Raw genomic sequence first — 23,422 nt, forward strand, 5'->3', positions numbered from 1 at the left:
ATGAACCAACCCGACAACCTCTCCCTGGTGCAGCGCTTCATCCGCCTGCCGCTGGCACAGCGCCAGGCCTTCCTCGACAAGCTGCGCAGCAAGAACATGAGCTTCTCGGCGCTGCCGATACCGGTGACGCGCCACGAGTTCCCCTCGCTGGAGCTGTCCTACGCCCAGGAGCGTCAATGGTTCCTCTGGCGCCTGGACCCCGACAGCGCCGCCTACAACATGCCCACCGCCCTGAGGCTGCGGGGTGCCCTGGATATCGAGGCGCTGCAACGCAGCGTCGACGGCCTGCTCGAACGCCACGAGGTCCTGCGCACGGTGTTCGTCGAGGACGGGCAGGGCCTGCGCCAGGTGGTGGTCGAGGCCGGCCGCCTGGCGATCGAGTTCCAGGCCCTCGAAGGCGCTGTCGACGAGGGGGCGATCAAGGCGTTCGTCGATGACGAAGTCGCCCGCCCGTTCGACCTGCAGCGGGGGCCGCTGGTGCGGCTGAAGCTGCTGAGGCTGGCCCAGGACGACCATGTGCTGGTCCTCACCCTGCACCACATCGTTTCCGACGGCGCCTCCTCGCAGGTGATGGTCGAGGACCTGATCGAGCTCTATCTCGCCCATGCCAGCGGTCGAGCGGCGGCGCTTGCGCCGCTGCCGATCCAGTATGCGGACTACGCGATCTGGCAGCGGAAGTGGATGGAAGCCGGCGAGCAGCAACGCCAGCTGGCCTACTGGACCGAACGGCTGGGCGATGCCGGCAGCGTGCTGTCGCTGCCGGCCGACCGTGCCCGACCGCTGGTCCAGAGCCATCGCGGTGCGCGCCTGGACCTGCAGCTGGAGGCCGCACTGGCCTCGGCGTTGCGCGAGCTGGCCCAGCGCCAGGGGCTGACCCTGTTCATGGTGCTGCTGGCATCGTTCCAGGCGCTGCTGCACCGCTACAGCGGGCAGGCGGACATCCGCGTCGGCGTGCCGATCGCCAACCGCAACCGCGTGGAAACCGAGCGCCTGATCGGCTTCTTCGTCAACACCCAGGTGCTGGATGCGGATATCCGTGGCGACATGCCCTTCACCGATCTGCTGGCGCAGGTCAAGCAGGCCGCCCTGGGTGCGCAGGCGCATCAGGACCTGCCCTTCGAGCAGGTGGTGCAGGCCCTGGCCCCCGAGCGTCAGCTCAGCCATGGCCCGCTGTTCCAGGTGATGTTCAACCACCAGACCGATGCGGCGGGCCAAGCCTTGCAACTGCCGGGGCTGCGCGTGGAGAGCCTGGACTGGAGCGCCCACACCGCCCAGTTCGACCTGACCCTGGACACCCTGGAAACAGCCGGCGAACTCGCCGCCTCGCTGACCTACGCCACCGACCTGTTCGATGCGGGCACCGTCTCGCGCCTGGCCGACCATTGGCTCAACCTGCTGCGCGGCATCGTCGCCGACCCGCAGTGCCGCGTCGGCGAACTGCCGCTGCTCGATGCCGAGGAGCGCCAGGCGAACCTGCAGCAGTGGAACCCGGCGGCCCGTGATTTCGACGTCACCCAATGCGCCCACCAGCGCATCGCCGAGCAGGCGCGCCTGCGCCCGGCGGCCATTGCCCTGCGCTTCGAGGCGCAGACCCTGAGCTATGGCGAGCTCGATACCTGGGCCAACCGCCTGGCTCACCAGCTGATCGAGCGCGGCGTTGGCCCAGATGTGCGGGTGGGCTTGGCCACCGAGCGTGGCCTGGAGATGGTGGTGGGCCTGTTGGCGATCCTCAAAGCCGGTGGCGCCTATGTGCCCCTGGACCCGAGCTACCCCGAGGACCGCCTGGCCTACATGATCGAGGACAGCGGCATCCGCCTGCTGCTGACCCAGCCAGCCTTGCTGCAGCGCCTGCCGATACCGGCGACGGTGGATGCATTGCTGCTGGATGGCGCGGCGGGCTACCCCGAGCATGATCCGCAGGTGGCGATGTCGCCGGCCAACCTGGCCTATGTGATCTACACCTCCGGCTCCACCGGCAAGCCGAAAGGCACGTTGCTGCCCCACAGCAACCTCATGCGGCTGTTCCAGGCCACCGAAGGCTGGTTCGACTTCGGCCCCCGGGACGTCTGGTCGCTGTTCCATTCCTATGCCTTCGATTTCTCGGTCTGGGAGATCTTCGGCGCGCTGCTGTACGGCGGCGAGCTGGTAATCGTGCCCCACGATGTGAGCCGTTCGCCGCAGGACTTCCACGCGCTGCTGGTGAGCACCGGTGTCACCGTGCTCAACCAGACGCCCTCGGCCTTCAAGCCGCTGATGCAGATCGCCTGCGCCGCCCAGGATGAGCTGGCGCTGCGTTACGTGGTGTTCGGTGGCGAGGCCCTGGACGTGCACAGCCTGCGCCCCTGGTTCGAACGTTTCGGCGATACCGCGCCGCAGCTGATCAACATGTACGGCATCACCGAGACCACGGTGCACGTCACTTACCGACCGCTGTCCCTGGCGGACCTGGAACATGACGCCAGCAGCCCCATCGGCGAGCCGATCCCGGACCTGTCCTGGTACCTGCTCGATGGCGAGCTCAACCCCGTGCCTCGTGGCTGCATCGGTGAGCTCTACGTGGGCCGTGCCGGCCTGGCGCGGGGCTACCTGAACCGTGGCGACCTGACCGCACAGCGTTTCATCCCCGACCCCTTCGGCGAGCCCGGTGCGCGCCTGTATCGCACCGGCGACTTGGCGCAGTACCGCAGCGATGGCGTCATCCAATACGTGGGGCGCATCGACCACCAGGTGAAGATCCGTGGTTTCCGCATCGAGCTGGGTGAGATCGAGGCGCGCCTGGCTGCGCTGGATGCCGTGCGAGAGGCCGTGGTGCTGGCCCATGAAGGGCCGACCGGCACGCAACTGGTGGGCTACGTGCTGCCAGCGAGTCCGCTGGAGGATGCCGGCGCATTGCGTGACGCCCTGAAAACCGGGCTGAAGGCCGAACTGCCGGACTACATGGTGCCGACGCACCTGCTGTTCGTGGAGCGCTGGCCGCTGACCGCCAACGGCAAGCTGGATCGCAAGGCGCTGCCGCAGCCGGATGCGAGCCAGGCGCAGCAGCACCATGTGGCGCCGCAGAGCGAGCTGGAGCAACGCCTGGCACTGATCTGGCAGGACGTGCTGAAGCTGGAGCGGGTAGGGCTCAACGACAACTTCTTCGAGCTGGGCGGGCACTCGTTGCTGGCCACCCAGATGGTGTCGCGGATTCGCCAGGAGCTGGGGCTCGACCTGCAGCTTCGCCAACTGTTCGAGAATGCCGACTTCAAGGCCTGCGTGAAGGTGCTGGAACAATCCGCAGGTGTGCAGACCCTGTCCATTCCACGGGTGGATCGCGGGCAGAGCCTGCCGCTGTCCTATGCCCAGCAGCGCCAGTGGTTCCTCTGGCAGATGGAGCCGGGCAGCGCCGCCTATCACATTCCTGCAGCGCTGCGGATCGAGGGCGAGCTCGACATCGAGGCACTGCAACGGGCCTTCGCGGGCCTGGTGCAGCGTCACGAAAGCCTGCGCACCACCTTCGTCCAGAGCGATGGGCAGGCCCGTCAACTGATCCACCCCGACCTGCCGCTGGTGCTGTCGCCCGAGGTGGAGGAGGGCGCGGACGAGGCGTACATCCGCGCCTTCGTGCAGAAGCAGGTCAGCGAACCCTTCGACCTCGAAAAGGGCCCGCTGCTGCGGGTCGGCCTGCTGCGCATCGCGCCGCAGGCGCATGTGCTGGTGCTGACCCAGCACCACATCGTCTCCGATGGCTGGTCGATGCAACTGCTGGTGCAGGAGCTGATGGAGGGCTATGGGGCCCATGGCCAGGGCCTGGCCGTGCGTCAGGACGCCTTGCCCATCCAGTACGCGGACTATGCCGCCTGGCAACGCCAGTGGATGGAAGCGGGCGAGCGCGAACGCCAGCTGGCCTACTGGACCGCCGCCCTGGGCGACGAGCACCCATTGCTGGAGCTGCCCACCGACCGCCCACGCCCGGCCCAGCAGAGTTTCGCCGGTGCCCGCCTGGCCATCGAGCTGCCGCCGGCATTGGCCGGGCAACTCGCCCAGCTGGCGCAGCGCGAGGGCGTGACCCTGTTCATGGTGCTGCTGGCCTCGTTCCAGGCGCTGTTGCATCGCTACAGCGGGCAGGCGGATATCCGCGTCGGCGTACCGATCGCCAACCGCAACCGCGTGGAGACCGAGCGCCTGATCGGCTTCTTCGTCAACACCCAGGTGCTCAGGGCCCAGGTCGATGGGCAGGTGCGCTTCGCCGATCTGCTCGGGCAGGCCCGGGATGCGGCGCTGGGCGCGGAAGCGCACCAGGACCTGCCCTTCGAGCAGCTGGTGGATGCCCTGCGCCCGGAGCGCAGCCTGAGCCACAGCCCACTGTTCCAGGTGCTCTACAACCACCAGAGCGCCGGTCGTGAGGCGCTGCCGTCCCTTCCCGGGTTGACGCTGAAAGCGCAGGACTGGGACAGCCACACCGCCCAGTTCGACCTGACCCTGGACACCCTGGAAGCAGCCGGTGAGCTCACCGCCTCGCTGACCTACGCCACCGACCTGTTCGACGCGGGCACCGTCTCGCGCCTGGCCGGCCACTGGCTCAACCTGCTGCGCGGCATCGTCGCCGACCCGCAGTGCCGCGTCGGCGAACTGCCGCTGCTCGATGCCGAGGAGCGCCAGGCGAACCTACGGCAGTGGAACCCGGCGGCCCGTGCTTTCGACGTCACCCAGTGCGCCCACCAGCGCATCGCCGAACAGGCGCGCCTGCGCCCGGCGGCCATCGCCCTGCGCTTCGAGGCACAGACCCTGAGCTATGGCGAACTCGATACCTGGGCCAACCGTTTGGCCCACCAACTGATCGAGCGTGGCGTGGGCCTGGATGTGCGGGTGGGCTTGGCCACCGAGCGTGGCCTGGAAATGGTGGTGGGCCTGCTGGCGATCCTCAAAGCCGGTGGCGCCTATGTGCCCCTGGACCCGAGCTACCCCGAGGACCGCCTGGCCTACATGATCGAGGACAGCGGCATCCGCCTGCTGCTGACTCAGCCAGCCTTGCTAGAGAGCCTGCCGATCCCGGCGACGGTGGATGCATTGCTGCTGGAGGGCGCGGCGGGTTATCCCGAGCACGAGCCGCAGGTGGCGATGTCGCCGGCCAACCTGGCCTACGTGATCTACACCTCCGGCTCCACCGGCAAGCCCAAGGGCACGCTGCTGCCCCACAGCAACCTCATGCGGCTGTTCCAGGCCACCGAAGGCTGGTTCGACTTCGGCCCCCAGGACGTCTGGTCGCTGTTCCATTCCTATGCCTTCGATTTCTCGGTCTGGGAAATCTTCGGCGCGCTGCTGTACGGCGGCGAGCTGGTAATCGTGCCCCACGATGTGAGCCGTTCGCCGCAGGACTTCCATGCCCTGCTGGTGAACACCGGCGTCACCGTGCTCAACCAGACGCCCTCGGCCTTCAAGCCGCTGATGCAGATCGCCTGCGCCGCCCAGGATGAGCTGGCGCTGCGTTACGTGGTGTTCGGTGGCGAGGCCCTGGACGTGCACGGCCTGCGCCCCTGGTTCGAACGTTTCGGCGACACCGCGCCGCAGCTGATCAACATGTACGGCATCACCGAGACCACGGTGCACGTCACTTACCGACCGCTGTCCCTGGCTGATCTTGAGCATGACGCCAGCAGCCCCATCGGCGAGCCGATCCCGGACCTGTCCTGGTACCTGCTCGACGGTGAGCTCAACCCCGTGCCCCGTGGCTGCATCGGCGAGCTCTACGTAGGCCGTGCCGGCCTGGCGCGGGGCTACCTGAACCGTGGCGACCTGACCGCACAGCGCTTCATTCCCGATCCCTTCGGCGAGCCCGGTGCACGCCTGTACCGCACCGGCGACCTGGCGCAGTACCGCAGCGACGGCGTCATCCAATACGTGGGACGGATCGACCATCAGGTGAAGATCCGTGGTTTCCGTATCGAGCTAGGCGAGATCGAGGCGCGCCTGGCTGCGCTGGATGCCGTGCGCGAGGCCGTGGTGCTGGCCCATGAAGGGCCGACCGGCACGCAACTGGTGGGCTACGTGCTGCCAGCGAGCCCGCTGGAGGATGCCGGCGCATTGCGCGACGCTCTGAAAACCGAGCTGAAGGCCGAGCTGCCGGACTACATGGTGCCGACGCACCTGCTGTTCGTGGAGCACTGGCCGCTGACCGCCAACGGCAAGCTGGACCGCAAGGCGCTGCCGCAACCGGATGCGAGCCAGGCGCAGCAGCACTACGTGGCGCCGCAAAGCGAGCTGGAGCAGCGCCTGGCGCTGATCTGGCAGGACGTGCTCAAGCTGGAGCGGGTGGGGCTCAACGACAACTTCTTCGAGCTGGGCGGCGACTCGATCATCTCCATCCAGGTGGTGAGCCGCGCCCGTCAGGACGGCATCCGCATCACGCCCAAGGACCTGTTCCAGCACCAGACCGTCCACGCGCTGGCCGGCGTTGCGCAGGTGGGCGACGAAGCGTTCGTCGTGGACCAGGGGCCGGTCCTGGGCAGCACGCCCTTGCTGCCGATCCAGCACGCCTTCTTCGCCGAGCCCATCCCCGAACGCCATCACTACAACCAGTCGGTGTTGCTGGCCCCGGCCAGCCCGTTGCAGCCCGGGGTGCTGGAGCAGGCCCTGCGCAGCCTGGTCAGGCATCACGATGCCCTGCGCCTGAGCTTCGTCGAGGGCGTGGAAGGCTGGGAAGCGACCCACCGTGACCTCGACCGCCAGGAGCAGGACTGGGCACACGCCAGCCTGCTCTGGGAGGCCCGTGTCGCGGATGCCGCCGCCCTGGACGCGCTGCTCGAGCGGGCCCAGCGTAGCCTGGACCTGCAGGACGGCCCGCTGCTGCGCGCGGTGCTGGCCACCCTGGCGGACGGCAGCCAACGCTTGCAGCTGGTGGTCCACCACCTGGCGATCGATGGCGTCTCCTGGCGCATCCTCTTCGACGACCTGCAGGCCGCCTACCGCCAAGTGCAGGGCGGCGAGCCGGTGCGGCTGCCGTCCAAGACCAGTTCGGTCAAGGCGTTCGCCGAGCAGATGCAGCGCCATGCCCGCAGCGAAGCCCTGCAACGGCAGCTGGGGTTCTGGCAGGAGCACCTGCAGGACGCTTGCGCCGAACTGCCCTGCGAACACCCGGATGCACCCCGTGAGGCGCGCCTGGCGCGCACCCTGTTCACCCAGCTGGGCCGGGAGGCGACCCGTCGCCTGTTGCAGGAGGCCCCCAAGGCCTACCGCACCCAGGTCAACGACCTGCTGCTCACCGCCCTGGCACGGGTGATCTGCCGCTGGACCGGGCAGCCGAACACCCTCATCCAGCTGGAAGGCCATGGTCGTGAGGAACTGTTCTCCAACATCGACCTGACCCGCACCCTCGGCTGGTTCACCAGCCTGTTCCCGGTGAAGCTCACGCCGGCGGGCGCCCTGGCGGCGTCGATCAAGGCGATCAAGGAGCAGCTGCGGGCCGTTCCCGACAAGGGCACGGGCTTCGGTGCGCTGCGCTACCTGGGGGACGAGAACGCCCGTGCAGCGCTGCGGGCACTGCCCGAGCCGCGCCTGACCTTCAACTACCTCGGCCAGTTCGACGGCAGCTTCGACGACAGCCAGGCGGCACTGTTCCGCCCGGCCCGCGAGGGTTCCGGCGCCGACCACAGCCCGCTGGCGCCCCTGGGCAACTGGCTGAGCCTCAACGGCCAGGTGTACGAGGGCGAGCTGAGCCTGGGCTGGACCTTCAGCCGCGAGCAGTTCGACGAGCAGACGATCCAGCGACTGGCCGATGACTATGCCGCCGAGCTGGAGCAGCTGATCGAACACTGTGCCCAGCCGATCAACCAGGGCGTGACGCCCTCGGACTTCCCCCTGGCCGGGCTTGGCCAGGGGCAGCTGGATGCGCTGCCGGTTTCCGCCCGCGAGGTCGACGACCTCTACCCGCTGACGCCGATGCAGCAGGGCATGCTGTTCCACAGCCTGTATGAGCCGGGCACCGGCCACTACATCAACCAGATGCGCCTGGACATGCAGGGGCTCGACCCCGAGCGTTTCCAGCGGGCCTGGCAGGAAGCCGTGGAAGCTCATGACATCCTGCGCAGCCGGTTCATCTGGGAGGGTGGCCTGGAGCGACCGCTGCAGGTCGTCCAGCGCCAGGTCGAGGTTCCTTTCGCACGGCACGACTGGCGTGGCCGCGATGACCTGGCCACCGCGCTCGATGCCCTGGCGACCGCCGAGCTGGAGCAGGGCTTCGACCTGGCCCGTGCGCCCTTGCTGCGCCTGGCCCTGGTGCAGGTCGGCGAAGGCGCCTGGCACCTGGTCTACACCCACCACCACATCCTCATGGATGGCTGGAGCAATTCGCAGCTGCTCGGCGAGGTGCTGCAGCGCTATGCGGGGCAGCAGGTGGTGCGCCAGGGCGGGCGCTACCGCGACTACATCGCCTGGCTGGCGGGGCGCGACCCCGTTGCCAGCGAAACCTTCTGGCGTGGCCAACTGGCGGCCCTCGACGCGCCGACCCGCCTGGCCGGGCCGGACCAGCCGCGCGCCTCCCGGGCCGACGAGCCCAGCCACGACAGCGTCCACCGCTCGCTTTCGCGGGAGGAATGCCAGCGCCTGGGCGAGTTCGCCCGGCAGCAGAAGGTCACGCTCAATACCCTGGTGCAGGCCGCCTGGCTGTTGCTGCTGCAACGCCATACGGGGCAGGACGGCGTGGCGTTCGGCGCCACGGTGGCCGGTCGCCCGGCCGAACTGCGGGGCATCCAGGAGCAGATCGGCCTGTTCATCAACACCTTGCCGGTGATCGCCAGCCCGCGCCCCGAGCAACCCCTCGTCGACCTGCTGCAGGCGTTGCAGGCGCAGAACCTGGCGCTGCGCGAGCACGAGCACACGCCGCTGTACGACATCCAGCGCTGGGCGGGGCAGGGCGGGGACAGCCTGTTCGACACCTTGCTGGTGTTCGAGAACTACCCGGTCTCCCAGGCACTGCAGGACAGCGCACCGGACGGGCTCGGCTTCGGCGCCCTCGGCAACCGGGAACAAACTAATTTCCCGCTGACCCTGGCCGTTCATCTGAGTGACATCCTCAACCTGCACTTCACCTATGCCAACGCTTGCTATTCCCGCGAATCGATCCAGGGCCTCGGTGACCAGATGGTGCACCTGCTGATGCAGATGCCCGGTTCGGACGCCCAGCGTCGTCTCGGCGAGTTCGGCCTGCTGGACGCGCCGATGCACGCCCGCGTGGTGGAGCAGTGGAACGCCACCGAGACCGCCCCGCGGGATGCTCGCCAGGTGCACCAGTGGGTGGCCTTCCAGGCACAGCGCCAGCCCCAGGCCGTGGCCGTGCTGGCAGAGGGGCAGAGCCTCACCTACGGGCAGCTCAACGCCCGGGCCAACCGCCTGGCGCACCTGCTGATCGAGCGCGGCGTGGGCCCCGATGTGCTGGTGGGGCTCGCCTTGCAGCGAGGGCCGCTGATGGTGGTCGGGCTGCTGGCGATCCTCAAGGCCGGTGGCGCCTATGTGCCGCTGGACCCGGCCTACCCGCAGGACCGCCTGGCCTACATGGTCGAGGACAGCGGCATCGCCCTGCTGCTCAGCGAGCGGGCCCTGGAGGCGCGGTTCGTCGACAGCGGCGTGAGCTGCCTGGCGCTGGACGGCCTGGACGAAGTGCTGGCCAGCCGCGACGAGCGCGACCCGGCGGTTGCGCCGGACGGGCAGAACCTGGCCTATGTGATCTACACCTCCGGTTCCACTGGGCGCCCCAAGGGCGTGGGCATCCGCCACAGCGCGCTGAGCAACCACATGGCGTGGATGCAGGATCGCCTGGCGCTGCAGGCCGAGGACCGCGTGCTGCAGAAGACCGCGATCAGCTTCGACGCCTCGGTCTGGGAGTTCTGGCTGCCGTTGATGAGCGGTGCGCAGCTGGTCCTGGCGAGCCCGGACCTGAACCTCGACCTGACCCGTCTCTGGGCCGAGGTGGTGCGCTGGCGGATCAGCGTCCTGCAGCTCGCCCCCTCGCTGCTGCAGGCCCTGCTGCCCCTGGCCCGGCGCGAGCAGCTGGCCACCCTGCGCCTGTTGCTCTGCGGCGGCGAGGCCCTGGGCCAGCACCTGGCGGACCAGGCGATGGCGCTGTTCGACGGTGAGCTGCACAACCTCTACGGGCCGACGGAAGCCACCATCGACAGCACCAGCCACCTCGTGGCAGCCGCCGAGGGTGACGAGCGCCGCACGGTCGCCATCGGCCGCCCGCTGGGCAACGTGCGCACCTATGTTCTCGACTGCGCGCTGCAGCCCTGTGCCATCGGTGCCGTCGGTGAGCTGTACATCGCCGGCGATTCGCTGGCCCGTGGTTATCACCAGCGACCGGCGCTGACCGCCGAGCGCTTCATCCCCGATCCCTTCGCCCGCAGCGGTCGCGAGGGCGGGCGGCTGTACCGCACCGGGGACCTGGTGCGCTACACCGCGGATGGCGTCATCGAATACATCGGGCGCATCGACCACCAGGTCAAGGTCCGTGGCCTGCGCATCGAACTCGGCGAGATCGAGGCCCGCCTGCGGGCCCAGCCGGAGGTGCGTGAAGCCGTGGTCCTGGCCCCGGACGGCCAGGCCCTGGTGGCCTATGTGGTCGCCGAGGCGGGTGCGCTGGAGCCGGCCGAAGCGCTGCTCGGCGAACGCCTGAAGGCGCGCCTGGCCGATCACCTGCCGGACTTCATGGTGCCCGGCCAGGTGGTGTTCCTGGACCGCCTGCCGCTGACCACCAACGGCAAGCTGGATCGCAAGGCACTGCCGGCGCCGGATGCCCGCCCGCTGCAGGTGGCCTACGTGGCGCCTGGCAGCGAGCTGGAGCTGCAGGTCGCCGCCATCTGGCAGGACGTGCTGAAGCTCGATCAGGTCGGGCTCGGCGACGATTTCTTCGAATTGGGTGGGCACTCGTTGCTGGCGGTGAACGTGGTGTCGCGCCTGCAACTGGAGCTGGGCATGAGCCTCACCCCGCAATTGATATTCCAGCACCCGGTACTGGGGGACTTCGTCGCCCAGCTGCAACAGACCGGGGCGCCAACGAGTACGTCGACATTGAGCAGGCTCGAGGCCCTGCTCGATGAAATGGAGGAGGTTTGATGGACAACACGGTTGCTTTACGCATCGCCAGGCGCTTCATCACGTTGCCACTGGAGAAGCGCAGGCAGTACCTGCAGAAGATGCGTGAAGAAAACGTGTCGCCGGCGAACCTGCCGATCCCGCCGGTGAGCGATGCGTTCGACAGCCTGCCGCTGTCCTTCGCCCAGGAGCGCCAATGGTTCCTCTGGCAGCTCGACCCGGACAGCGCCGCCTATCACATGCCCACGGCCCTGCGCCTGCAGGGCGCGCTGGATGTGGCGGCGCTGGAGCGCAGCTTCAACGCCCTGGTCGCGCGGCACGACAGCCTGCGCACCACCTTCGTCCAGGACGGTGAGGCGACCTTCCAGCGGGTCGGCTCGCCGGCACCGCTGACGCTGGCGGCCGAGCCCCTGGCGCAGGTTCCGGATGCCCAGCAGCTGCGCCAACTGATCGAGGAGCAGACCGAGCCGCTCTTCGACCTGCAGAACGGGCCGCTGCTGCGCGTGCGCCTGTTGCGCCTGGCCGATGACGATCACCTGCTGATCGTGGTGCTGCACCACATCGTCTCCGATGGCTGGTCGATGCAGGTCATGGTGGAGGAGCTGGTCACCTTCTATGCCGGCTTCAGCCGTGGCCAGGCGCCCGAGTTGCCGCCGCTGCCGATCCAGTACGCCGACTACGCCATCTGGCAGCGGCACTGGATGGAGGCGGGCGAGCGCGAGCGGCAGCTGGCGTACTGGACGGGCCTGCTCGGCGGGCGGCAGCCGGTGCTGGAGTTGCCCACCGATTTCCCGCGCCCGGCGGTGATGAGCTACCGCGGCGCGCGCCTGGAGATCGCGCTGGACGACGGCCTGTCATCCGGGTTGAAGCAGATGGCCCAGCGCGAGGGCGTCAGCCTGTTCATGGTGCTCCTGGCGTCCTTCCAGGCCCTGTTGCACCGCTACAGCGGGCAGGACGACATCCGCGTCGGCGTGCCCACCGCGAACCGCAACCGGGTGGAGACCGAGCGCCTGATCGGCTTCTTCGTCAACACCCAGGTCCTGCGCAGCGAGGTCGACGGCCAGGCGCCGTTCCGCGCGCTGCTGCAGGACGTCAAGCAGGCGGCGCTGGGGGCCCAGGCCCACCAGGACCTGCCGTTCGAACAATTGGTGGAGGCGCTGCAGCCGGAGCGCAACCTCAGCCATACGCCGCTGTTCCAGGTGCTGTTCAACCACCAGGCGGAGGGCCCTGCACGCGGGGCGCCGGTGGCTGGGCTGCGGGTCGAGGGGCTGCAGGGCGAGACCCGCACGGCGTCGTTCGACCTGACCCTGGAGACGCTCGAGCATCCCGGCGGCATCAGCGCCTCCATGACCTACGCCACCGACCTGTTCTGCGCCGCCACGGTGGAGCGCATGGCCGGCCATTGGCTGAACCTGCTGCGCGGCATCCTGGCCAGGCCGGAGCAGGCCGTCGGCGAGCTGCCGCTGCTGGATGCGAGCCAGCAGCAGGCGATGCTGGTGGAGCTGAACGACACGGCGGTTGCGCTTCCGGAGGCGCGTTTCGTCCATGAGCTGTTCCAGGCCCAGGTGACGCGTGATCCCGACGCCATCGCCCTGGTGATCGGTGGGGAACGACTGGGCTATGCCGATCTCAACCGCCGCGCCAATCGCCTGGCCGGCCGGCTGGTCGAGCTGGGCGTGGGGCCGGACCTGCTGGTGGGGCTCTCGGTTGCGCGCAGCGTGGACATGCTGGTGGGGCTGCTCGCCATCCTCAAGGCCGGCGGCGCCTACCTGCCGCTGGACCCGGCGTTCCCCGAGGAGCGCCTGGCCTACATGATCGAGGACAGCGGCATCGAGCTGCTGCTGACCCAGCGCGCGCTGGCCGAGCGCCTGCCGGTGCCGACGACGGTGCGGGCACTGCTGCTGGACGAGCTGGGCGACTCGCTGGATGCCTTCCCCGACATGGACCTGCCCACCCGGATCGAAGCGGAAAACCTCGCCTACACCCTCTACACATCGGGCTCCACCGGGCGCCCCAAGGGCGTGATGGTGCGCCATGGCGCGCTGACCAACTTCGTCGCCAGCATGGCCCGTGTGCCGGGCGTCGTGGCCGGGGACCGGGTGCTGTCGCTGACCACCTTCTCCTTCGACATCTTCGGCCTGGAGATCTACGTGCCCCTGATGGTCGGCGCGCGCATCGTGCTGAGCGGACCCGAGGTCGCCCAGGACCCCTACGCGGTACTGGACCTGGTGGAACGCGAGCAGGTGAACGTGCTGCAGGCGACGCCGTCGTCCTGGCGCATGCTGCTGGACAACGAGCGGGCGGAGGTCCTGCGTGGCTGCACCTTCCTCTGTGGCGGCGAGGCGCTGCCGCGCGAGCTGGCGGCCCGCATGCTGGTCCTGGGCGGCGAGGTGTGGAACCTCTACGGGCCGACCGAGACCACCATCTGGTCGGCCATCCACCGGCTTGGCCAGGAGGCCCCCGAGCCCTGGCTGGGACGCCCCATCGACAACACCGCGCTCTATGTGGTCGGCGCCGACCTGTCCCCCGTGCCCCATGGCGTGGCCGGTGAACTGCTGATCGCCGGCGACGGCCTCGCGCGCGGTTACTTCCAGCGCCCGGGGCTGACCGCTGAACGCTTCATTCCCAATCCCTTCAAGGCTGGGGAGCGCCTGTACCGCACCGGCGACCTGGCCCGTATCCGTGCCGACGGCATCATCGAGTACCTGGGTCGCATCGACCACCAGGTGAAGATCCGTGGCTTGCGCATCGAGCTGGGCGAGATCGAGGCGCGCCTGCAGGAGCAGGACGAGGTGCGCGAGGTCGCCGTGGTGGCGCAGGACGCCCCGGGCGGGCAGGTGCTGGTGGCCTATGTCGTGCCCCGCGACCTGCCGGCTGCCGAAGATGCCGACGCCCAGGCCCGGCTGCGTGACGGCCTCAACGACCGCCTGCGCCTGAAGCTGCCGGACTACATGGTGCCCGCGTACACGGTGCTGCTGGAGCGCTTCCCCCTCACGCCCAACGGCAAGCTGGACCGCAAGCAACTGCCCAGGCCCGATGCGCGGCAATGGCAGAAGGCCTATGTGGCGCCGCGTACCGAACTGGAGCGGACCATCGCCGAGGTCTGGGCGCAGGTGCTGCGCGTCGAGCGGGTCGGCGTGCACGACAGCTTCTTCGAACTGGGCGGGCATTCGCTGCTCGCCACCCAGGTCATGGCGCGCCTGCGCCAGGCCCTGCAGGCCCAGGTACCGCTGCGCCTGCTCTTCGCCCACCCCGAGCTCGATGCCCTGGCGCGCGCCCTGGAAGCGGACAGGCAGCCGGTCGAGCAGCCGATCCCGCGGGTTTCCCGGGAGCAGCCGCTGGAGCTTTCCCATGCCCAGCAACGGCAATGGATTCTCTGGCAGCTGGAGCCCAGCAGCAGCGCCTATCACATCCCGGCGGCCCTGCGCCTTCGCGGCGCCCTGGACCTGCCCGCGCTGGAGCGCAGCTTCGCCGCCCTGGTCGCGCGCCATGAAAGCCTGCGCACGTCGTTCGTGCTGGACGGCGAGCGGCCCCTGCAGGTGATCCACCCGGCGGCGCCGGTGGTGATCGAGGTCGAGGCGCTGGCCGCCGACGCCAGCGACGAGGCGATTCGGGCGGCGGTGGAGACCGAGACCCGGCGCCTGTTCGACCTGCAGGCCGGCCCGCTGCTGAGGGTGAAGCTGTTGCGGCTGGCCGAGGACGACCATGTCCTGGTGCTCACCCAGCACCACATCGTTTCCGATGCCTGGTCGATGCGCGTGATGATCGACGAGACGCTGAAACTCTATGTCGGCCACAGCCAGGGCCAGCCCGTAGCCCTGCCGGAGCTGCCGATCCAGTACGCCGACTACGGCCACTGGCAGCGGCGCTGGCTGGAGGAGGGCGAACAGGCCCGCCAGCTGGCCTACTGGAGCGCGCAGCTGGGCGGCGAGCAGCCCGTCCTGGAGCTGCCGACGGACCGGCCGCGCCCGGCACAACAGAGCTATCGCGGCGCGCGCATCGCCATCGCCCTGGAGCCGACCCTGGCGGTTGCGCTCAAGCAGCTGGCGCAGCGCGAGAACTGCAGCCTGTTCACGGTGCTGCTGGCCTCCTTCCAGGTGCTGCTGCACCGCTTCAGCGGGCAGGGCGACATCCGTGTCGGCGTGCCGATCGCCAACCGCAACCGCCTTGAGACCGAAGGCCTGATCGGCTTCTTCGTCAACACCCAGGTGCTCAAGGCCCAGGTCGACGGCCATGTGCCCTTCGCGACGCTGCTGCGCCAGGTGCGCCAGACCGCCCAGCAGGCCCAGGCGCACCAGGACCTGCCCTTCGAACAATTGGTGGAGGCGCTGCAACCGGTGCGCAACCTGAGCCACAGCCCGCTGTTCCAGGTGATGTTCAACCACGGCGGCGAGGTGCAGCGCGAGGTCACGTCCCTGGCCGGCCTGGCGCTGGAAGAGCTCAGCTGGGATGCCGGCACCGCGCAGTTCGACCTGACGCTGGACACCTTCGAGTACGAGGCGGGCCTTTCCGCCGCGCTGTCCTACGCGACCGACCTGTTCGACCGCGCCACCGTGGAGCGCATGGGGCAGCACTGGCTGAACCTGCTGCGCGGCATCGTCGCCAGCCCCAGCCAGGCCGTCGGCGAGCTGCCGCTGCTGGACGCCGCGCAACGTCATCACATGCTCTACGAGTGGAACCGCACCGGCGCCCACTACCCGAACCACCAGCCGGTCCATCGCCTGATCGAGGCGCAGGTGGCGGCGAACCCCGCAGCCTGTGCGCTGGTCTTCGCCGGCCAGGCCCTGAGCTACGGCGAGCTCAATGCGCGGGCCAACCGCTGGGCGCACCGCCTGATCGAGCAGGGCGTGACCGCCGACTCCCTGGTGGGGATCTCGGTGCACCGCAGCCTGGACATGGTCGTGGGCCTGCTGGCCATCCTCAAGGCCGGCGGCGCCTATGTGCCGCTGGACCCGGAATACCCCCGCGAACGCCTGGCCTACATGATCGAGGACAGCGGCATCGAGCTGCTGCTGACCCAGGCCGGGCTGCAGGAACAGCTGCTGATACCCGGTGGTGTGAAGACTTTGTTGCTGGACGATGGTGAGGCGCGGTTGCAGGGCTACCCGGCCGGCAACCCCGAGGTGCCGCTCGCCGCCTCGAACCTGGCCTATGTGATCTACACCTCCGGCTCCACGGGCAAGCCCAAGGGCGCGGGCAACAGCCATGGCGCGCTGACCAACCGCCTGTGCTGGATGCAGGACGCCTACGGGCTCGGCGAAGGTGACAGCGTGCTGCAGAAGACGCCGTTCAGCTTCGACGTTTCGGTCTGGGAGTTCTTCTGGCCGCTGATGTACGGCGTGCGCCTGGTGGTCGCCGAGCCGGGTGCTCACCGCGACCCCGCGCAGCTGATCCGGCTGATCGAGGACGAGGCCGTCACCACCCTGCATTTTGTGCCCTCGATGCTGCAGGCCTTCCTGCTGGACGAGAACGCGGGGCGCTGCCGCAGCCTGACCCGCATCGTCTGCAGCGGCGAAGCCCTGCCGGTGGATGCCCAGCAGCAGGTGTTCGCCCGGTTGCCCGGCGCCGCCCTGTACAACCTGTATGGCCCGACGGAAGCGGCCATCGACGTGACGCACTGGACCTGCCGCGACGAAGGGCGCGAGGCGGTGCCGATCGGCGAGCCCATCGCCAACCTGATGACCTACATCCTCGACCCCGAGCTGAACCCGGTGCCGGTCGGCGTCAGCGGCGAGCTCTACCTCAGTGGCCAGGGCCTTGCCCGTGGCTACCATCGCCGCCCCGCGCTGACGGCGGAACGCTTCGTACCCAGCCCCTTCGTGGAGGGCGAACGGCTGTACCGCACCGGTGACCTGGCCCGTTACCGCGCCGATGGCGTCATCGACTACCTGGGCCGTATCGACCACCAGGTGAAGATCCGTGGCCTGCGCATCGAGCTGGGCGAGATCGAAGCGCGCCTGCTGGACCACGACAACGTGCGCGAGGCCGTGGTCGTCGCCCTGGACGGGCGCAGCGGCAAGTACCTCAGCGCCTACCTGGTCCTGCAGGGGGAGACGCCGGACTGGCCGCTCCTGCGTGAGCAACTGGTCGCGCACCTGCAGCGCACCCTGCCCGAGCACATGGTGCCGCCGCACATCACCGCGCTGGAGCGCATGCCGCTGAGCCCCAACGGCAAGCTGGACCGCAAGGCGCTGCCGGTTCCGAGCCTGGACGAGGCGCAGAGCGCCTATGTGGCACCCGGCAGCGAGGTCGAGCGGGCCCTGGCGGAAATCTGGCAGGCGGTACTTGGCGTACCCGAGGTGGGCATCACCGACAACTTCTTCGCCCTGGGTGGTGATTCGATCAACTCGATCCAGGTGGTCAGCCGCGCCCGCCAGCGGGGCATCGCCCTGGCGCCTCGCGACCTGTTCCTGCACCAGACCATCCAGGCCCTGGCCCAGGTCGCCCAGCAGGGCGAGGCGAACCGGGTGGACCAGGGGCCGGTCACCGGAGAGAGCCTGCTGCTGCCCATGCAGCAGGGCTTCCTCGCCAGCGAAATCGCCCAGCCGCAGCACTGGAACCAGTCGATCCTGCTGACGCCCCGCGAGCCGCTGGACGTCGCGCGGCTCGGTGCGGCCCTCGAAGCGGTCGTCGCCCATCACGATGCATTGCGCCTGCGCTTCCACAAGACCGCCAGCGGCAGCTGGAAGGCGCGCCACGCGGCCGTGGCCGAGCAACCGCTCGAGCTCTGGCAAGGCACCGCTCGCGATGCCGATGAGCTCCTCGCCCTGGCCAACCGCGCGCAACGCAGCCTGGACCTGCAACAGGGCCCGTTGCTGCGCTGCAGCCTGATCGACATGGCCGATGGCAGCTCGCGCCTGCACCTGGCCATCCACCACCTGGTGGTGGATGGCGTGTCCTGGCGCATCCTCCTGGAAGACCTGCAGAGCGCCTACGAGCAGCTGTCGCGCGGCGAGGCGGTGAAGCTGCCGGCCAAGTCGACGGCATTCAGGACCTGGGCCGAGCGTCTGCACGACCATGCGGGAAGCGATGCGCTGGAGCGGGAGCTGGCCTACTGGACCAGCCGCCTCGACCAGCCCCTGCCGGAGTTGCCCAGGGCGAACCCCGAAGGCAGCCAGGCCTCGGCGCATGGGCATTCGGTGAGCCTGTCGCTGAGCGTCGAGCAGACCCAGCGCCTGCTCAAGCAGGCCCCTGTGGCCTATCGCACCCAGGTCAATGACCTGCTGCTCAGCGCGCTGGCCACCGCCGTCTGCCAATGGACCGGCCAGCCGGCCTGCCTGGTGGAGCTGGAAGGCCACGGCCGCGAGGAGATCTTCGACGGCATCGACCTGAGCCGCACCGTCGGCTGGTTCACCAGCCTGTACCCGGTGCTGCTGACCCCTTCGGAGAACCCGGGGGAATCGATCAAGCGCATCAAGGAGCAGTTGCGGGCCGTGCCGGACAAGGGCCTGGGCTATGGCGTGCTGCGCCACCTGGGCGCGCCGGATATCCAGCAGCGCCTGGCCGGGTTGCCCCAGGCCCGCATCACCTTCAACTACCTGGGCCAGTTCGACCAGAGCTTCGATGCGCAGGCGCTGTTCGTGCCGGGCGAGGAGGGCAGCGGTGACGGCCACGGCGACGATGTGCCCCTGGGCAACTGGCTGACCATCAACGGCAAGGTCTTCGATGGGCGCTTGAGCCTGGACTGGACCTTCAGCCGCGAGGTGTTCGACATCGCCGTGATGGAGCGCCTGGCGGGCGCCTATGGCGCTGCGCTGGAGCGGCTGATCGACCATTGCTGCGACGAGGGCATCCAGGGCCTGACGCCGTCCGACTTCCCGCTCGCCGGCCTGAACCAGAAGCAGCTGGATGCGCTGCCCGTGCCGGTGCCGCAGATACAGGATGTGTACCCGCTGTCGCCGATGCAGGCAGGCATGCTGTTCCACAGCCTGGCCGACGACGCCACCGGGCTCTACGTCAACCAGATCAGCCTGCCCGTCGAGGGCCTGGACGCCGAGCGTTTCGCCTGGGCCTGGGAGCAGGTGATCGCCCGCGAGGACATCCTGCGGACCAGCTTCCACTGGCAGAGCGGCTCGAGCGAGCCGGTGCAGATCGTCCACCGCCATGTACCACTGGACCTGCGGCAGGAAGACTGGCGGCAGCGTGAGCAGGGCGAAGAGGCCCTCGCCGAGCGCGCGGCGGCCGACTACCGGGAAGGCTTCGACCTGGCGCAGGCACCCTTGCAGCGCGTGTTGCTGCTGCGCCTGGACGAGCAGCGCCACCAACTGATCTGGACCTGCCACCACATCCTCATGGACGGCTGGAGCAGTTCGCGGCTGTTCGGCGAGGTCATGCAGTTCTATGCCAAGGGCCAGGTCGCGACCCGCAACGGGCCTTACCGTGACTTCATCGCCTGGCTGAAGCGGCAGGATGGGAACAGCCTGGAGTCGTTCTGGCGGGCACGCCTGGGCGAGCTGGAGCAGGCTACCTTCCTCGCCCAGTCGGTCTTCCCCCGGCATGCGCAGGACCTGCCAGGCCACGACGCCCTGTACACCCGCTGGGACGAGGTGCAGACCCGCCGCCTGCAGCAGGCCTGCCGCGACCTGCACATCACCCCCAACACCCTGATCCAGGGCGCCTGGCTGCTGCTGTTGCAGCGCTTCACCGGCCAATCCACCGTGGTGTTCGGCGCCACCGTGGCGGGGCGCCCGGCCAGCCTGGCCAATGCCGACAGCATCCTGGGCCTGTTCATCAACACCCTGCCGGTGATCCAGACCCTGCCGGCGGAGCAGCCCCTGGCGCAATGGCTGCAGCAGCTGCAGGCGTACAACCTGGAGATCCGCGAGCACGCCCACGCCCCCCTGGCGGATATCCAGCGCTGGTCCGGGATGGGCGGCCAGGGGCTGTTCGACAGCATCCTGGTGTTCGAGAACTACCCGATCGACGAACGCCTGGGCGAGGAGAACGACACCGGCCTGAGCTTCGGAGCCTCCCGCAACCACGATGTGACCAACTTCCCCATGGACCTGGCGGTGCACCTGGGGGACCGGCTGTCCATCGAGTACCTGTTCCTGCGCAACGCGTTCAGCGTCGAGGCGGTGGAGCGCATCCGTGTCACCCTGGAGCACATGCTGGAGGTGCTGATCGCCTCGCCGGAGGTGGCCCTGGGCAACCTCGCGCTGCTGCCGCCCGTGCAGCAGCAGGCCTTCGCCCAGTGGAGCGCGGCGCCTGTGGCCGATGAACAGCCGACGGCACTGCTGCCCGAGCTGATCGCCCGCCACGCCGCCGAGCGCCCGGACGCCGTGGCGCTGGTCTGCGGTGAGCGGCAGCTGTCCTATGGCGAGCTGGCGAACCTTTCGGACCGGCTGGCCCACCGCCTGCTGGCGCTCGGCGCAGGCCCGGAGAAGGTGGTCGGCGTGGCCCTGGAACGCTCGGTGGAGACGGTCGTGGCCTTCCTGGCGGTGATGAAGAGCGGGGCGGCCTACGTTCCCCTCGACATCGACTACCCGTCGGACCGGCTGGCCTTCATGATCGAAGACTCCGCCATGGCGCTGCTGCTGAGCCACAGCGGCGTGAAGGAGCGCTTGCCCCGGGTGGATGGCCCGCAGGTGTTGCTGCTGGATGGCTTCGACGAATGGGCCGGCAGCACCGAGCCGCTGCACAGCGGCCTGCTGGCGCAGAACCTGGCCTACCTGATCTACACCTCCGGCTCCACCGGGCGGCCCAAGGGCGTCGCGGTGACCCACGGCCCGCTGAGCATGCATTGCCAGGCGATCGCCAATTTGTACGAGATGGATACCGGGACCCGCGAGCTGCACTTCATGTCGTTCGCCTTCGACGGGGCCCATGAGCGCTGGCTGAGCACCTTGTTCAGCGGCGGCACCCTGGTCATCCGCGACGGTGCGCTGTGGACGCCCGAGCAGACCTTCGAGGCCCTGCACCGGCACGCCATCAGCATCGCCTGCTTCCCGCCGGCCTACCTCAAGCAGCTGGCCGAATACGCGGAGCAGAGCGGGCTGACCCCGCCACCGGTGCGCGTGTACTGCTTCGGCGGCGACGCGGTGCCGGAGCCGACCTTCGAGCAGGTGAAGGCCGCCCTGCGTCCCCGCTACTTCACCAACGGCTATGGGCCGACCGAGACCGTGGTCACCCCGATGCTGTGGAAGGTGCCGGCCAGCACCCGCTGCGAAGCCGCCTATGCGCCCATCGGTCGCGCGGTGGGGCAGCGCGCGCTCTATGTGCTGGACGAGAACCTCAACCCGCTGCCACCGGGCATCGCCGGCGAGCTCTACATCGGTGGCGAAGGCGTCGCCCGTGGCTATCACCGTCGTGCCGGGCTCAGCGCCGAGCGCTTCGTGCCCGATCCCTTCGGCAAGCCGGGCGATCGCATGTACCGCAGTGGCGACCTGGTGCGCCGCCGCGCCGATGGCGTGCTCGACTACGTCGGCCGCATCGATCACCAGATCAAGGTACGGGGCTTCCGTATCGAACTCGGTGAGATCGAGGCCTGCCTGCGCCAGTCGGGCGATGTCGACGACGCCGTCGTGGTCGCCCGGGACAGCGCTTCGGGCAAGCAACTGATCGGCTATGTGGTGACGCCGGGCGGCGAGCCCATCGGCGACCGCCTGAAGGCCGAGCTGCGGGCCAGCCTGCCGGACTACATGGTGCCGGCGCAGATCATCTGCCTGCCGCGCCTGCCGGTGACGCCCAACGGCAAGCTCGATCGCCAGGCGCTGCCGGAGCCCGCGTTCAAGGGCACCCGGTACGTGGCCGGGCGGACCCGCGACGAGCAGCTGATGGCGCAGGTCTGGGCCGAGGTGCTGCAGGTGGAGCAGGTGGGCATCACCGACAACTTCTTCGAGCTGGGGGGCGACTCCATCCTCAGCCTGCAAGTGGTGTCGAGGGTGCGTAACCACCCGGAGCTGAACATGGAGCTGAAGCTGCGGGACCTGATGCGCCACCCGACCATCGAGGCGATCTTCGGGCAGCGGCCGCTGGCGGATCAGCCCCAGGCGGACACCACCCAGGTGGCTGCCGAAGGCCAGTTCAACCTGATTCCGATCCAGCAGTGGCTGTTCGACGAACGCATGGAAGAGCCTCACCACTTCAACCAGGCGTTGCTGTTGCGCGCACGCCAGGCATTGAACCTGGCGGCCCTGGAGCTGGCGCTGCGCAGCATCGTCCAGCAGCACGACGCCCTGCGCCTGCGCTTCACCGAGGTCGGTGGGCGCACCCTGCAGCACTACCAGCCGTTGGCGGAGCTGCAGGCGCTCTGGGCATCGGAGCCCTTGCTCTGGCAGCGGGAGGTCGCGGACGAGGCGGAGCTGGAACTGTTCGCCGAGGAGGTCCAGCGCAGCCTGGACCTGCGCGATGGCCCGGTCTGGCGCACCGCCCATGTGGCCATGGCCAACGGCGAGACCCGGGTGCTGATGGTGATCCATCACCTGGTCATCGACACCGTCTCCTGGCGGGTGCTGCTGCAGGACCTGCAGATGGCCTACGAGGCCTATGACAGGGGCGAGACGCCCAGCTTCCCGTTCCGCACCAGCAGCTACCGCGCCTGGGCGGAAGGCCTGGGCGCCTATGCCGAGAGCTTCCCGGCCGAGGAACGGGACTACTGGCTCGCGCAGGCGCGCCAGCCGGGCAGCGAGCTGCCTTGCGACAACCCGCGGGGCAAGAACCAGGTGCGGCACCAGGCGGTGGCTCACCTGACCCTGTCCGAGGTGCACACCCAGCAGTTGCTCAAGCAGGTGCCGGCGGTCTATCGGACGCAGATCAACGACGTGCTGCTGGCGGCCCTCAGCCGCGTGCTGTGCCGTTGGAGCGGGCAAGCCTCGGCGCTGATCCAGCTGGAAGGGCACGGGCGTGAGGACCTGCTGGCCGACATCGACCTGAGCCGCACCGTCGGCTGGTTCACCAGCATGTTCCCGGTACGTCTCACACCGGGGCTGGACGACGACATCGGCGCCTCGGTCAGGGCCGTGCAACGCCAGCTGGCGGCGGTGCCGAACAAGGGGCTCGGCTACGGCGTCCTGCGCCACCTGAGCGGCCCGGAGGTCGCCGCGCAGTTGAGCGCCGCCCCCCAGGCGCGGGTCACCTTCAACTACCTGGGGCAGTTCGACCAGAGCTTCGACGACAAGGCCATGCTGGTGCCGGCGGCCGAGAGCTATGGCAGCTGCTACAGCCCCATGGCCGCACTGGGCAACTGGCTGGAAATCGTCGGGCAGGTGTACGACGGGCAACTGGCCTTGCGCTGTGTCTTCAGCAACCGCCGCTACCGCGTCGAGACCGTCGAGCAGCTGATGCAGGCCTACCAGGCCGAACTGGAGGCGCTGATCGAGCACTGCGTCGCGCAGGCGGCCTGAGTGTTCGTTGCGGT

2 protein-coding genes are annotated in these 23,422 nt (G+C 69.1%); both read left to right on the forward strand.

The features are described 5' to 3' along the window. Complete coding sequence (locus tag ACYJSS_RS01970; protein WP_275672245.1) at nt 1–11,085, forward strand: non-ribosomal peptide synthetase; 11,085 nt, start codon at nt 1–3, stop codon at nt 11,083–11,085. Then, the gene (locus ACYJSS_RS01975; RefSeq protein WP_236205943.1) at nt 11,085–23,408 is read left to right on the forward strand and encodes a non-ribosomal peptide synthase/polyketide synthase; all 12,324 of its coding nucleotides are present in this window, start codon (nt 11,085–11,087) and stop codon (nt 23,406–23,408) included. The genes ACYJSS_RS01970 and ACYJSS_RS01975 overlap by 1 nt, the downstream gene beginning before the upstream one ends. Nucleotides 23,409–23,422 lie beyond the last annotated feature (14 nt).

The organism is Pseudomonas sp. No.21 (assembly GCF_054558415.1).

Excerpts from the sequence above, each read along its gene's own strand:
- ACYJSS_RS01970 (WP_275672245.1), top strand. The coding sequence starts at position 1 with ATGAACCAACCCGACAACCTCTCCCTGGTGCAGCGCTTCATCCGCCTG.
- ACYJSS_RS01975 (WP_236205943.1), top strand. The coding sequence starts at position 11,085 with ATGGACAACACGGTTGCTTTACGCATCGCCAGGCGCTTCATCACGTTG.